This is a genomic window from Citreicoccus inhibens (assembly GCF_019039035.1).
In the GTDB taxonomy this organism is placed as follows: Bacteria; Myxococcota; Myxococcia; order Myxococcales; family Myxococcaceae; genus Citreicoccus; species Citreicoccus inhibens.
Map to the genome: position 1 here is coordinate 34,860 of NZ_JAHNZT010000011.1, position 13,214 is coordinate 48,073.

The window sequence follows — 13,214 nt, forward strand, 5'->3', positions numbered from 1 at the left end:
CTCCTCAGGTCGGATCGGAAAGGAATCCGGGACCGATGCGAAGCGTTCCCGCCCGGCCTCCGGTGGCCCAGTGCTCCAGGTCTCGCGGCGCGCCGCGCGCGATGTCTGTGTAGAGCCGCACTTCGGCCCAGGTGTCGGCTTCGCGCATGGCTTCGCCCATCACCCGCTCGGCCACGGCCCTCACCTCGGCATGGGTGGGCGGCGCGTTCGACGGGAGGGCGCATCGGGCGAGCAGGGCGTTGCTGCTCTCGGCATCCAGTGTCCAGCCCGCGGCGCGGAGCGCCTCTCTTGCGTGGTCCACGGCGGCGTCGCGCGCGTCCATGGCCGCGTCGGAGGGCTCCTCGGTTCCCTCGGGGACGCGCACGTCCACGAACAGTGCCGCCACCCAAGGCGCGGTGGAAAGGGGAGGCTCGTGTCCGAGCGCCGCGCGCAGGGCACCGAGGAAGGTGGACACGTCTGGGAAGCGCTCCTCCGGGCGCTTGGCCATGGCTCGGCGGGTGGCTTCACACACGCCTGACGGGGCCTTCACCTGCTCACCGAGTCTCGGCGCGGGCGCGTGCAGGTGCTGCTCCTCCAACTCCACCGCGCTGGTCCCCGAGAAGGGCAGTCGCCCCGTGAGGAGCTGGTAGAGCAGGACGCCCAGCGCGTACTGGTCCGTGCGCGCGTCCACGGCCTGTCCACGAATCTGCTCCGGTGCCATGGCCGAGGGCGTCCCGAGCACCGCGCCCTCCGAGGTCAGCCCGCGGCTGCCTCCGCGCGCGCGAACCTGGGCGATGCCGAAGTCCACCAGCTTCACCCGGAAGCCCTCCGGCTGCGGGACCATCATCACGTTCTGGGCCTTCAGGTCGCGGTGCAACACGCCTTGCGCGTGGGCGAGTTGGAGCGCCGCGCCCAGCTCCTCCATGACGGTGAGCGCCTCCGCGAGAGAGAAGGGCCCCCGGTGCGCGAGCCACGCATCCACGCTCCCGCCGTCCAGCCACTCCATCGCCAGCCAGGGCCGCCCATCCGACAGCTCGCCGGACTCACGTACTTCGACGATGTGCGGGTGGATCAGCGCGCGAAGCGTGTCGGCCTCTTGCTGAAACCGGCGCAGCACCTCGCTCACCAGGGTGTATCGCGAGCGCACCACCTTCAGCGCCGCGAGCTCGCGCGTCTGCTCATGTCTGGCGCGATACAGCCAGGCGGTGATCCCGGGATGGACACGGGTCTCGACAATCCATGGGCCCACTCGCGCGCCGGGCTCCAACTCGTCACCGTAGAGCGAGAGTTCCGGTTCTGCATCGACGAGCGGTGTCGTCTCCTCGGGATGGCGCGGTCGATGGTTGCTCATGCCCTGGCCTCGGTGCGGTCCATCGGCGCGTGCGCGAGCGCATGGACGCGGTCGCTCCACAGCGGAGCGAGCCGCGTGGCGGTGTCTGCTTCTTCGAGGAAGGCGCGAAGGCGCGGCGAGTCCTCCGCCGCGCGCGCGGCCTCTGCTGCCGCGACGAGCACCTCCAGGCGTTCATCCGGCGTGCAGTGCTCCCGAGCCTCGGCGGCCAGGTGCGCCCACTGCGCGCCGTCGTACCGGTGGACTCCGCGGGCCTCACCCAGACTCCGCGTCACCGCCCGTTGGAGGACACGACCGCCCAGGGGCAGCCTCCGCGCGGCGTCCGTCTCGTCCAGCCACGCGAGCTGTTGCGCGGTGCCGTCCAGGTCGTCCACCGCGAGGCACAGGCGCGCCAGCAGCAATCCATCCTGGGCCATGGAGTGCGGAAAGAATCGCTGGCTGAGTTGTCCCGCGCGCCGCGCGAGCGGAAGCGCCTCGGTCGTACGGCCCTGATAGAGCAGCAGCTCCGCGAGGTTGAACGCGGACGTGCGCTCGATCTGCACGTTGCCCCATTCTCGTCCCAGCGCCACCGCGCGCTCCAGGTCCGCGCATGCGCCCGCGACATCTCGCTGCGCCACGCGCAGGACCACGCGATTGTTGAGCGCGACGCCCAGGTGCAGCAGGTCCCCCGTGGCCTCACACCGCGCGATGGCTTCGTCGAAGCGTCGTTCGGACTCCGCGGGTCGCTCCGTCCACGCGAGCATGGCGCCGAGCATGGCCAGGGAGATGACCTCCGCCTCGGTCTCACCCGCGTCTCGAGCGAGCCTCGCCGCGCGCTCCAGCGCGGGCACCGCCGTGGCCGCGTCGCCTCGGCGCACGATGACCCGCGCGCGGGCCAGTTCCTGGCGCGCGGCCAGCTCGGGCGGCGCGGGGTTCGCCACGCGGCCCAGGGCCCGCTCGAGCAGCGCGGTGGAGCCTTCCGTGTCGTCCTGCCAGTCCAGCGCGGTGGCTTCTTCCAGCATCAGGTCCACCGCCAGCATGGTGTCGCCCTGGGTCTCCGCGAGCGCTCGGGCGGCGCGGAGATCCGCCACGGCATCGTCGATGCGCTGAAGCCGGTAACGCACGCGTCCTCGGCCTGACAGGAGGAGTCTCCGGACGGGAGACTCGCCTCGCGTCAGCAGGCCCAGCGCGGCGGTGTAGTGTCGCTCGGCGTCCATCAGTCGGTGCTCGCGCCGCGCGGACTCCGCCAGGAGCGAGTGGAGGGCCAGCGCGTGGTCCATGTCTCCCGCGGCCTCGGCGAGTCGTGCGCGTCTCGGCGTGGGGGCATCTGGGAGCGCGGCGAGCGCGGCCTCGCAGACGCGGTGGGCGAGGGGCACGGGCAGGAGCGCCGCGAAGGCCTCGCGGAGGCTCGGGTGTTCGAAGCGCCACCGGCCCGGGCCCCGTGCGCTGAGGAGCCCCGTGCGCGCGAGCCGCTCCAGGCCCACGCCCGGATCATTCGAGAGGTCCAGTCCGCAGGATGGCTCCAATTGCGCGAGCGTGGCCGTCACCTCGTCCAGCCGAACCTCGTCGCCCAGCAGCGCGGCCACGAAGAGCAGGGCGCGCAGGCCCGAAGGCAGCGTCGCGAGCCCCCGCTCCGCGAGGCGCTCATCCGGGCTGTCGGTCGCGAGGCCATGCATCGCGTCCGTCGCCAGGTACCAGCCTTGACCATCCGCTTGGGAGCGCAGCGCCCCTGCCGCGCGCAGGGAGCGCACGGTCTCGGCCATGCGCAGGGGCGAGCCACCGCATCGCTCGCCCAGCGTTCGCAGCAGTCCCTCCGGTACCAGCTCCACGGGGCGCAGCAGCTGCCGCAGCACGGAGTGCGCGGCCTCGTCATCCAGCGGGGCGAGCACTCTGCGCGCGGAGTCCCGGGCACGTTCGCCCAGGTAGGGCCTCAGTCCCAGCAGGCCGTGCTGGCCCGCGAGCACCACGCACAGCGGCGCTTGCGTTGTCGCCAGGGTCGCCAGCTCCAGCGCATCCAGCGCGATGGGGTCGAGCAAGTGCGCGTCGTCCACCAACACGACCCGAGGTCCCTCCGCCGCGAGTCGCCCCAGCCGCTCCGCCACCGCGCGCGCGATGTGTTGCCGATGCGCCGCGGGATGCTCCGTTCCGGAGGAGGACGGGAGACACTGTGGCGCGAGCAGCGCGCGCACGGCCTCGGCGGGAGGCGTATCGGAGGGCAGGCCCAGCACGGCGGCCACGAGTTCTCGTGGCCCGCTGTCGCCGGTGCCCCCCTCGGATCGTGACGGGTCGACCCGAAGGCACCGCACGCCGGGCACATGCTCCAGCTCGCGGTGCCACTCGGACAGCAGTCGGGTCTTTCCCAGCCCCTCGCTCCCCAGCAGCGTGAGCAACACCGGAGCCCCCGTCTGCCGTGCACGTGCGAGCCCGGCCCGCAGCCAGTCCAGGTCCGCGTGCCGTCCCTCGAAGGAGGAGCCCGGCGGGGCGAGTTCGGCCACGGGCGCTCGTGAGGTCTCTTCCCACGTGCCGCTGTGGGCGAGGGCCTCGGGGGTCCGAGGGACGGTGCCTGCTTCGACCGTCACGGGCCACCAGCGTTCCGGGTGCTCTAGCGCCGCGCCCGCGAGGGTGACGCGATGCGCCCGCTCGCGAACGCGCAAGGGCGCGCAATGGATCGCGACCCGCGAGCCTTCGGGCAAGAGCGGCGCGAGGGCCTCGGCGGCCTTCCTGGCGAAGTGCAGACCTCGCTCCAACGTGGGCGCGTGCGGGAACGCGACGAGCACCTGGCCCGGCTCCATCCGCCCCAACACCGCCCCCCACGGGCTCAGCGGGGCGACGAGGGCCGCGGGAGACACGCGCGCCCGGATGCCCAGCAGCGCCACGTCCCGGACCGACGCGCGCGCACTCGACCCCGCGGGCCTCTCGAACGCCGGAGCGGAGACTTCGGCCTCGGCGGGCACCGCCCGGAGCGCGTCAACGAGCGCTCGCGCATCCGCGAACCGGGCCTCGGGGGCCTTGGCCAACAGGCGCTGCACCAGGGCCGAGACCGCGAGCGGCACCTCCCCCGCGAGGGGTGGAGGTCTCAGCGCCACTTGCGCCTGCAGGACCGCGGACGCATTGCCCACGAAGGGCGGCCGTCCGCTCAGCAGCTCGAAGAAGACGACGCCCAAGCTGTAGAGGTCCGCGCGCGTGTCGATGCGCCGAGCGTCCTGGCACTGCTCCGGCGCCATGTACTCGGGGGTCCCCAAGCGCTGGCCCGTGAGCGTCACGGTGGGCGCCAGCGCGGGCTGCTCCAGGGTGTCCTCGGGGCGCGCGAGTCCGAAGTCGAGCAGCACCACCCGCGGACCCGCGAGCATCACGTTCTCGGGCTTGAGGTCCCGGTGGACGATGCGCGCGGCGTGCACGCAAGCCAGGGCCTCGGCCATGCCCAGCATCAACGCCTGGGCTCGGGGCCAGGGCAGGGCGCCCGTTCCGGGTTGGGTGGACAGGTGGTGCGCCAGGGTGATGCCCTCGATGGGCTCCATGGCGAGCACTGGCTCTCCTGCGGCCGTGATGCACTCGCCCAGCAACTCGGGAACGGCGGGAGGCCCGATCCGACGCAGCGCCTCGCGCTCGCGGCCCAGGCGGTCCTGGCTGTGTCGCTCCAGGACCTTGAGGGCCACGGGGTGGCCATCCGCCTCGCGTCTGGCGAGGTAGACGCGCCCGAAGCCTCCCTGACCGAGGACTCCCAGGGGCGTGTATCCCGGGACGGTGGGCAGTGCGGGGGCGGGCGTCCCCTCGGCGCGCGGTGCGTTCGAGGGATGCTGGGGACACCGCTCCACCACGCGTCGGTGACAGGTCGAGCAGCGCATGCGCATGGAGCAGAACGGTTGGTGGGGGCGTTTCTTCGACGAACAGCCCCCGCACGTCTGGGTCCACTCGCGGTGCGGCCCCAGGGTGCGTGAATACGCACACTCCGGGGCCGGGGTGGACTCAGTCGCTCAGCTCAGGCAGGTCCGGCAGCGCATCCGGGTCAAGCTTCAGCAACACACACAGGCGCGTCAGCGTGGGGATGGTGGGCACCATCACCCCGCGCTCGACCCGGGCGAGGACTTCCACGGGGAGTTCCAGGTACTCGGCGACTTCTTCCATGGAGAGCCCGGCATGTTGCCGTGCCGCCTTCAGCGTCGAGCCCAATGCTTCGGCCCGCTCCCTGCGACTCGTCGTCATGGGCCCGAGCATGGCGCCATCCGGCCGTTCCGTCACCCCGAAACCTACACGCCCAGGACCCAGGACGACGCCCCGGGCGGGGACCGGAAGCGGGCGCCCCGTTGGCCGGCGGCCCGGGATGTTCCGGGAGGGGCTCGAAGGGACACGTCCGTCCTCGTGGCCCACCGATGCGACCTCCGAGGTAGGAATGGTGGGCCCGCTCGCCCGCCTGGAATGACCGGAGACCTGGGGCCCCTGGGCTGGCGGTTGGCGCGAGCCATGGACACGGTGCTCGGGTGGGAGAGGCATTGGCGAGGTACGGGGGGGTGTGCTAGTCCGCCGCTCCCCGTTCCACGCGAGGAGATGCGAATGGCCCGCCGTCACGTCCGCGTCGTCGGCGCGATGCTCCAGAACGATGAGGGGCGCTACCTCATCACCCAGCGGCCCCCGAAGGCGTCGCTGCCCCTGTTGTGGGAGTTCCCGGGCGGTCGCGTGGAGGAGGGCGAGGACGATGCCGAGGCGCTCGCCCGCGAGATTCGCGAGGAGATGGGCGTGGACATCGAGGTGCTCGAACAGGCGATGCACACGCGCCACGAGTACCCGACCTATGACATCGACTTCCGCGTGTTCCACTGTCGGCTGAGTGACGCTCGGGCCCCCATCCAGCACCTGCGGGTGCACGATCACCGCTGGGTCGGGTTGGACGAGATGTCGCAGTACCGCTTCCCGGACGCCGACGCGAAAACACTCGCCAAGCTGCTCGACCTGGATTCCTGAGATGCGGCGCGCCAGCGTCGTCCTGGGGTGTGTGCTGTCAATGGCCTGGGGCGCCTGTACGCGCCCGCAGGCGCTCTCCGGACTGGATGCTGGCACCGTCGCGGCCGAGGGCCTCCCGGGCTGCCTCCATTACGGCGAGCCGCGCCGCACTGGCACCGTGCCTCCCGAGTTGCCAGAGCTGTCCGGCCTGGCCGCCAGCCATCGCCACCCCGGGGTCTTCTGGGCGCACAACGACTCGGGGAATGCCTTCGAGGTGTTCGCGATCAACGAGGCCGGGCAGGTGCTCGCGCGGGTGACGCTCACGGGCGCGGAGTCGCGGGACATCGAGGACGTGGCGGTGGGCCCTTGTGCTCCGGGCGACACGCGGCCCTGCATCTGGCTGGCGGACACGGGCGACAACTTCGGGTTGCGGCGGGAGGTGCGGCTGTATCGCCTGCCGGAGCCGGAGGTGCTCGGGAACGCGACGCTGGCGGTGGAGACCCTGCCGTTCCGCTACCCGGACGGCACGCACGACACCGAGTCGCTCATCATCGAGCAGCAGACGGGGCGGCTCGCGGTCATCACCAAGACGCGCAAGTCGCTGGGCGAGGTGTTCGCGCTCGACGGCTTGCGCCCGGACAGCGTCACGGTGGCGACGAAACTGGGGACGCTGCACGCGCCCGGGGAAGACCATCGCTCCACCGCGGCGGACCTCCACCCGGGCGGTCAGCGGATGCTGGTGCGCACCTACTCCCGCGTCTGGGAGGTGCGGCGCCCCGGGGCCACGAGCCTGGAGGAGCTGGTGCACGGTGACGTGGTGGAAGTGCCCGGCGCGAGCCAGGCCCAGGCCGAGGCGGTGGCCTTCCTGCCGGATGGCCGCGGCTATCTGCTGGGCAGTGAGTTCACTGGCCAGCCCCTGGTCCGAGTGGATTGCCGCTGACCGGACGTTGGCGCACGGACATCCCGAACAGGCCGTGGGGCGTTCCGGTTGACGGGCCGGCCGGGGTGATCATCTTTCGCCAGTCAGGTGGGGACGTCGCGCGACATGGGTCTCGCGCGTGTTGGGGGGCGGGGGAGGCCAAGCGTGCCGACGATGAAGCCACAGGATCTGCCGCCAGGGATGGGGCCCCGTGGAAAGAAGCCAGACAAACCCACGCCAGCGCGCGGCGGGTTCAAGTTCGGCTCGCCATTGGGCTACATCCTGTTGCTGGTCCTGGGATTCTTGCTGTTCCGCAATGTCTTCCAGGACGCGGGCGTGCGGCGCGTGAGCTACAGCCAACTGCGCGACGCCATCGAGAACGGGCAGTTCAGCCGCGTTCAAATCTCCAACGAGTGGGTGAAGGGCTTCCTCAAGGAGAACGCGCAGCCGCCGGCTGGTGAGCAGAAGACACTGCGCTCCGAGCCGAGCGCGTTGCCGTGGATGGCCTACCGCGTCCCGGGGGATGACGAGCTCATCCCGCTGCTCGAGGAGAAGGGCATCCAGTTCGAGGCGGTGCCTCAATCCAGCTTCAGCGAGGTGCTGTGGATCTGGCTGCTGCCCATGGGCCTGCTCATCCTCTTCTGGAGCTTCATGATGCGCCGGATGACGGGCGGCATGGGCCAGGGCCCGCAGAGCGTGATGAGCTTCGGCAAGACGCGCGCGAAGGTGCAGGCCGAGTCGGACACGGGGGTGGGCTTCAAGGACGTGGCCGGCGTGGACGAGGCGGTGGACGAACTGCGCGAGATTGTCGAGTTCCTCAAGACGCCCGAGAAGTTCCGGCGCCTGGGCGGACGCATCCCCAAGGGCGTGCTGCTGGTGGGGCCGCCGGGCACGGGCAAGACGCTGCTGGCGCGCGCGGTGGCGGGCGAGGCCGGGGTGCCGTTCTTCAGCCTCTCCGGCTCCGAGTTCGTGGAGATGTTCGTGGGCGTGGGCGCGGCGCGCGTCCGCGACCTCTTCGCGCAGGCCACCTCCAAGGCCCCCTGCATCATCTTCATCGATGAGCTGGATGCCATTGGCAAGAGCCGCAACGCGGGCATCGCGGGCGGCCATGACGAGCGCGAGCAGACGCTCAACCAGCTCCTCGCGGAGATGGACGGCTTCGACAGCCGCGCGGGCCTCATCATCCTGGCGGCCACCAACCGCCCGGAGATCCTCGACAGCGCGCTGATGCGCCCCGGACGGTTCGACCGGCAGGTGCTCGTGGACCGCCCGGACAAGCGCGGGCGCGAGCGGGTGCTGGAGATTCACTCGCGGGGCGTGAAGCTGGGGCCGGACGTGGACCTGCGCGTGATTGCCTCGCGCACGCCGGGATTCGTGGGCGCGGACCTGGCCAACGTCGTCAATGAGGCGGCGCTGCTCGCGGCCCGGCGCAACCGCGACGCGGTGATGCGCGCGGACTTCGAGGAGGCCATCGAGCGCGTGGTGGCGGGGTTGGAGAAGAAGAACCGCCGCATGAACGAGCGCGAGAAGGAGATTGTCGCGCACCACGAGGCGGGCCACGCGGTGGTGGGCTGGATGCTGCCCTACGCCGAGCGGGTGACGAAGGTCTCCATCATCCCCCGCGGACTGGCGGCGCTGGGCTACACCATGTCGTTGCCCTTGGAGGACCGCTACCTCATGTCGCTGGAGGAGTTGCGCGACAAGATGGCGGGGATGATGGGCGGCCGGGCCGCGGAGGAACTCTTCGTGGGGGAGATCTCCACGGGCGCCTCCAATGACTTGAAGCAGGCCACGGAGATCGCGCGAATGATGGTGCGCGACTACGGCATGAGCAGCCTGGGGCCGGTGGCGCTGGGCAGTGAGCACGGGCCGGGCTTCTTGCGCTCGGCGGGCCTGCCGGAGACGCGCTCCTACTCCGAGCAGACCGCGCGGATGATTGACGAAGAGGTCCACAAGATGGTGGCCGAGGCGCTGGAGCGCGCCCGCCATGTGCTCAACACCCACCGGGACAAGGTGCAGGCCGTGGCCGCGCGCCTGCTGGCGACGGAGGTCATCGAGGAGGACACGATGGTCACCATCCTCGGGCCCAAGGTGGTCGCGGAGCGGGGCCTGCTGCACCCCGAGGCGCGCGCGGTCATCTCCGCCCACCCGGTGGCGCCGACCGAGCCGGAAACTCCGCCAACCCAGCACACCGATCCTCCCCTGGACGCCTGAACGCTCGCCTCCCGTGCGGACCGCCGTCGGCTGCAACCGGCGGCGGCCTGCGGCGTCCAACAGGCGAAATTATCTTCAGGCCGAAGGGAGGAGTCGCCGTGGAGAACCGAATCGGCAGGAGCTACGTGGCCCGCAAGGCCCTCTTCGCCAAGGGGCTGAAGGCGGGGCGGCTCACGGTGCAAGAAATCGAGGAGGCCCTGCCCGCCGGGACGCTGACGGCGGCCGAGCGCTGGTTGCTGTACTACTCGCTGCGCGCCGCGCAGGTGGAGATCATCGACGAGGTGACGGGGCAGGTGGACCACGGGTTCATGGCCGAGTCACCCGCGGCGCCCTCCGAGCACTAGCGCGTTGACATGACCGCCTCGGCGGTTAGGTTCGCGCGGCCCTCGACGATTGCAGGAATAGGCTCGACATGACCGGCAACACGCACAACGACACGCAGACGGAGGCCGCCGAGGCCGCGACCCCCACCTCCGAGGGTGGCCCCGCCCAGGATGGCTCGGGCAAGGAGGCCACCCCGGCCGTGGATGTGGAGAAGGCGCGCCTCCAGGCGGAGCTGGACGCCTCGCGCCGCCGCGTGGATGAGCTCGCTCGGGCCTATCAGGCCCTCAACAAGGACCGCGAGGAGTTCAAGCAGCGCCTGACCCGCGAGCGCGAGCGGATGATTGACGTCGAGCGCGGCGACGTGGCCGTCACGCTGCTGGAGGCCATCGACGAGTTGGATCGCGCCCTGAACGCGGGCGGCGAGGACGGATCCGCGCTGGCGCAGGGCGTCCGGATGATCCGCGACAGCCTGCTGCGCAAGGTGCAGGCGGCGGGCATCGAGCGGCTCCAGGTGGTGGGGCAGCCGTACGATCCCAACCTGGCCGAGGCCGCGGACATGGAGATCACCCCCGTGCCCGAGGACGACCAGAAGGTCGTCGCCGAGGTGCGGGCCGGCTACCGCCTGAAGGACCGGATCATCCGGCCGGCTCGGGTGAAGGTGGCCAAGTACATCCCGCCCGCGAACGCCTGAGGGCGGACCCGGCGGCCGGGAAGGGCCCGGCGGTGCGCGCTGTTGGGGCGGATCGCCATGGCCCGCCGTGTAAGCTCCCGCTCCGTGCACCCTCGCTTCCTTGCCGTGTGTCTCGTGCTGGCGCTCGCTCCCCTGGCGGGCGCCGCCGAGGATCCGCTGGTCCCCTGGCTTCAGGCCCGCGCGCGGGAGCACGCCACCTACTTCGGCGTCCACGCGGCGGGAGCGGACGGGCGGACGGGCGCCATGGGGCTGTGGCGGGAGCGCGCCCCGGGCTCCTCGGGCCTGCCCAACTTCGTCCCGCCCACCTCGTTGGCGCCGCTGATCCGCGCCGTCGAGGCGGGCGTGGTGAACATCACCGCGGTGAGTCCGGGCTCGGCCCCGGGCGGGGGGATGAAGCGCTCCACGGGCTCCGGGCTGGTGCTCACGCCAGACGGGCTGGTGGTGACCAACAACCACGTGGTGGCCAACTCCCGCGCGCCCTCCATGGGCACGATGGTGAACCCCGATGCGCCGCGCGTGGAGGTCGGGGGCCGGGAGGGCTCCACCGCCCAGCAGATCTCCGTGCGCCTGGCGGACGGCCGCGAGTTCCCCGCCGAGGTGGTGGGCCGTGACGCCTCCACCGACGTGGCGCTCCTCCGCCTGAGCGGCACGGAGATGGACAACCTGCCGGCCGTCTACCTGGGGGACTCGGACGAGCTCCAGGTGGGGGACTGGGTGGTGGCCATCGGCAACCCGTTCGGCCTGGACCACTCGGTGGCGCACGGGATGATCTCCGCCAAGGAGCGCGTGCTGGGCGTGGGCCAGTTCGATGACTTCATCCAGACGGACGCGCTCATCAACCCCGGCAACTCGGGCGGCCCGCTGTTCAACATGAAGGGCGAAGTCGTGGGCGTGGCCACGGCCATCATCAGCGAGGGGCAGGGCATTGGCTTCGCGGTGCCCATCAACCTGGTGAAGGACCTGCTGCCGAACCTGCGCGAGAACGGGAAGCTGGAGCGCGGGTGGCTGGGCGTCGTCATCAACGAGGACGGTGAGAACGGCGCCCAGCGCGCGCCCATGGTCCGCGACGTGTACCGAGGCAGCCCCGCCGCGGCGGCGGGCATCCGTCCCGGGGACCGGCTGGTCGCGGTGAACGGGCGCCCCATCGGCAGCTACCTGCAACTGCTTCGCAAGGTGGCGCTGCTCGCCCCGGGCACCGAGGCGCGGCTGACGCTCCTGCGCGGCACCGGGACCCAGGACGTGACGGTGCGGCTGGTGGCGCGCCCGGCGGCGGAGGCCACCTCGGGGCTGACCAACCGGGCCAGCAGCAGCGCCAATGACGTGGGGCTCCTGCTGCGGGATCTGACGCCCGAGGTGGCGGCGCCGCTGGGGTACGAGGCCTGGACCGGGGCGCTCGTGTCTGGCGTGCTGCCGCGCAGCGCGGCGGAGCAGGCCGGGCTGCGCGCGGGCGACGTGGTGACGGAGGTGAACCGGCGCCGCGTGAAGGATGCCGCGGGAGTCCGCGCCGCGTTGGAGCGGGGCAGCGCGGGGGCCAGCATCCTCCTGCGCGTGCAGCGGGGCACGGTGCTTCAGTACATCGCCATCGCCCGCTGAGCCTTGGCGGTGCCTAGCGGCGCAGCTGCGCGTCCTTGCCGTTGAGCCACAGGCCGAACTGCTCGCCGGTGCGGCCCTCGGTCACCAGGATGGACTCGATGCGCGCGTTGACCCCGTAGACCTTCCCGCCGCCCTTCTTGGGCAGCACCCACACGCCCTGCGGCGAGAAGACGACCTGCGCCCGAACGCCGCGCATGGAGAACATCCGGGAGAACGTCCCGCCGTTCCACATCTGCGGCGCCGTGCCGCTCACCGACAAGAGCGGCAGCACCGGGTTTCCCTGTGCGTCCGTCTTCTTCGGCGCGCCGTGCGTGAGCGCGTACTTCCCGGCCCCGAAGAAGGGCGTGATGTTGATGAGGTACTCGTTGGTGCCGGGGTTGAAGGCGCCCGGGGACAGCATGCTGGCGTCGTCCTCGGTGACGATCATGTACAGCCGCTTGCCCTGGTACTTCTTGCGGAAGGCCTCCGCCTGCGACTTGCACTGCGGGTCCACGAGCGCGCCCTCGCACTCGCCCACGTACTTCTCAAGGAACGCGCCCAGGCCCCCCAGCGGCTCGGACTCGTCGCGCAGCTTCGCGAAGCGGGAGTCCACATCAGCCAGGGCAAGCGCGGGCAGCAGGACGGCGGCGGCAACCAGGAAGCGATTCACGGTGTTGCGACTCCAGGAAACAGGGGGTTGGGACCTCGGATGCTGCCACCCCCGGCGCCCGTCCGGCAGCCCTTTCGGGGGAGGTGAGGGCGGGTAGCGACAGGTGAATAAATTGCCTACATGTGGCTACCATGTAGGGTGTGCCTGTCACTTCCTGTTTCTGGAGGCACCCCGCGTGAACGAGCGTCAGCAGGACCGCCGCACCCACCTGCGGTTCGACAAGGTTTTCACCGTGTATCTGTCCACCCAGGACGGAATGATGCGGGGAATCGGTCGCAACATCAGTGCGCGGGGCATGTTCATCGAGGTCCGGGATTCCCTGGGCCTGGGCGAGAAGCTGAAGGTGACGTTCGCGGGCGAGGACGGCACGGAGATGACGTGCCTGTGCGAGGTGCGCTACCAGGTGGCGCTGGCCTTCGGGCGCAAGGACGGCCGCCCGGGCAGCAGCCGCGGCGTGGGCCTGCGCATCGTGGCGTACGAGACCATGGATGACGCGCCGCTGCTCCTGGTGGACCGCGAGCGCGTGATGCACTGACGGGGGGGCCGGAACGCGGGGCCCGGGCAACGGGCCTTCCGGAAA

At 71.4% G+C, this 13,214-nt stretch carries 11 protein-coding genes; 7 read left to right on the forward strand and 4 right to left on the reverse strand.

Going from position 1 to position 13,214, the window contains the following annotated elements; translation table 11 throughout:
* Nucleotides 1-4 precede the first annotated feature (4 nt).
* From KRR26_RS15435 to KRR26_RS15445, 3 genes are all read right to left on the reverse strand, one after another.
* Nucleotides 5-1,330: a serine/threonine-protein kinase gene (locus KRR26_RS15435; protein ID WP_217080196.1), complete on the reverse strand. Its 1,326-nt coding sequence runs from the start codon at nucleotides 1,328-1,330 to the stop codon at nucleotides 5-7.
* Nucleotides 1,327-5,157: a serine/threonine-protein kinase gene (locus KRR26_RS15440; RefSeq protein ID WP_236068652.1), complete on the reverse strand. Its 3,831-nt coding sequence runs from the start codon at nucleotides 5,155-5,157 to the stop codon at nucleotides 1,327-1,329. Before KRR26_RS15440 ends, KRR26_RS15435 begins: the two co-directional genes overlap by 4 nt.
* Before the next feature lie 115 nt (nucleotides 5,158-5,272).
* Complete coding sequence (locus KRR26_RS15445; RefSeq protein WP_233577277.1) at nucleotides 5,273-5,521, reverse strand: helix-turn-helix domain-containing protein; 249 nt, start codon at nucleotides 5,519-5,521, stop codon at nucleotides 5,273-5,275.
* Nucleotides 5,522-5,857: 336 nt separating this feature from the next.
* On the opposite strand from KRR26_RS15445, the gene KRR26_RS15450 reads away from it, so the two are divergent.
* The 6 genes from KRR26_RS15450 (at nucleotide 5,858) to KRR26_RS15475 (ending at nucleotide 11,985) form a co-directional block, all read left to right on the forward strand.
* Nucleotides 5,858-6,265 (forward strand): (deoxy)nucleoside triphosphate pyrophosphohydrolase, encoded by a 408-nt coding sequence (locus KRR26_RS15450; protein WP_120207920.1) that lies wholly within the window; start codon nucleotides 5,858-5,860, stop codon nucleotides 6,263-6,265.
* A gap of 1 nt (nucleotide 6,266) precedes the next feature.
* Nucleotides 6,267-7,184, forward strand: a complete 918-nt coding sequence (locus KRR26_RS15455) for a hypothetical protein (protein WP_120207922.1) — start codon at nucleotides 6,267-6,269, stop codon at nucleotides 7,182-7,184.
* 180 nt (nucleotides 7,185-7,364) lie between these two features.
* A complete protein-coding gene (gene ftsH, locus KRR26_RS15460; protein WP_120207924.1) occupies nucleotides 7,365-9,377 on the forward strand; it encodes an ATP-dependent zinc metalloprotease FtsH in 2,013 nt (670 codons plus the stop codon).
* Nucleotides 9,378-9,475: 98 nt separating this feature from the next.
* On the forward strand, nucleotides 9,476-9,721 hold the full coding sequence (locus KRR26_RS15465) for an RNA polymerase sigma factor region1.1 domain-containing protein (RefSeq protein ID WP_120207926.1): 246 nt from the start codon (nucleotides 9,476-9,478) through the stop codon (nucleotides 9,719-9,721).
* A 68-nt stretch (nucleotides 9,722-9,789) separates the two neighbouring features.
* Complete coding sequence (locus KRR26_RS15470; protein WP_120207928.1) at nucleotides 9,790-10,392, forward strand: nucleotide exchange factor GrpE; 603 nt, start codon at nucleotides 9,790-9,792, stop codon at nucleotides 10,390-10,392.
* 57 nt (nucleotides 10,393-10,449) lie between these two features.
* Nucleotides 10,450-11,985 carry a trypsin-like peptidase domain-containing protein gene (locus KRR26_RS15475; protein ID WP_199723843.1) on the forward strand — a complete coding sequence of 512 codons (1,536 nt, stop codon included), beginning with the start codon at nucleotides 10,450-10,452 and terminating at the stop codon, nucleotides 11,983-11,985.
* A 13-nt stretch (nucleotides 11,986-11,998) separates the two neighbouring features.
* On the opposite strand, the gene KRR26_RS15480 is transcribed toward KRR26_RS15475, so the two are convergent.
* Nucleotides 11,999-12,634: a DUF6066 family protein gene (locus KRR26_RS15480; protein ID WP_217080197.1), complete on the reverse strand. Its 636-nt coding sequence runs from the start codon at nucleotides 12,632-12,634 to the stop codon at nucleotides 11,999-12,001.
* 175 nt (nucleotides 12,635-12,809) lie between these two features.
* Between KRR26_RS15480 and KRR26_RS15485 the strand changes: the two genes are divergently transcribed.
* Entirely contained in the window at nucleotides 12,810-13,169 is a 360-nt protein-coding gene (locus tag KRR26_RS15485) for a PilZ domain-containing protein (protein ID WP_120207932.1), read from the forward strand.
* Nucleotides 13,170-13,214 lie beyond the last annotated feature (45 nt).

Coding starts and splice junctions, on each gene's coding strand:
- ftsH (WP_120207924.1), top strand. CDS start 7,365: ATGGGGCCCCGTGGAAAGAAGCCAGACAAACCCACGCCAGCGCGCGGC.
- KRR26_RS15445 (WP_233577277.1), bottom strand. CDS start 5,521: ATGCTCGGGCCCATGACGACGAGTCGCAGGGAGCGGGCCGAAGCATTG.
- KRR26_RS15450 (WP_120207920.1), top strand. CDS start 5,858: ATGGCCCGCCGTCACGTCCGCGTCGTCGGCGCGATGCTCCAGAACGAT.
- KRR26_RS15435 (WP_217080196.1), bottom strand. CDS start 1,330: ATGAGCAACCATCGACCGCGCCATCCCGAGGAGACGACACCGCTCGTC.
- KRR26_RS15470 (WP_120207928.1), top strand. CDS start 9,790: ATGACCGGCAACACGCACAACGACACGCAGACGGAGGCCGCCGAGGCC.
- KRR26_RS15440 (WP_236068652.1), bottom strand. CDS start 5,157: ATGCGCATGCGCTGCTCGACCTGTCACCGACGCGTGGTGGAGCGGTGT.
- KRR26_RS15475 (WP_199723843.1), top strand. CDS start 10,450: ATGGCCCGCCGTGTAAGCTCCCGCTCCGTGCACCCTCGCTTCCTTGCC.
- KRR26_RS15455 (WP_120207922.1), top strand. CDS start 6,267: ATGCGGCGCGCCAGCGTCGTCCTGGGGTGTGTGCTGTCAATGGCCTGG.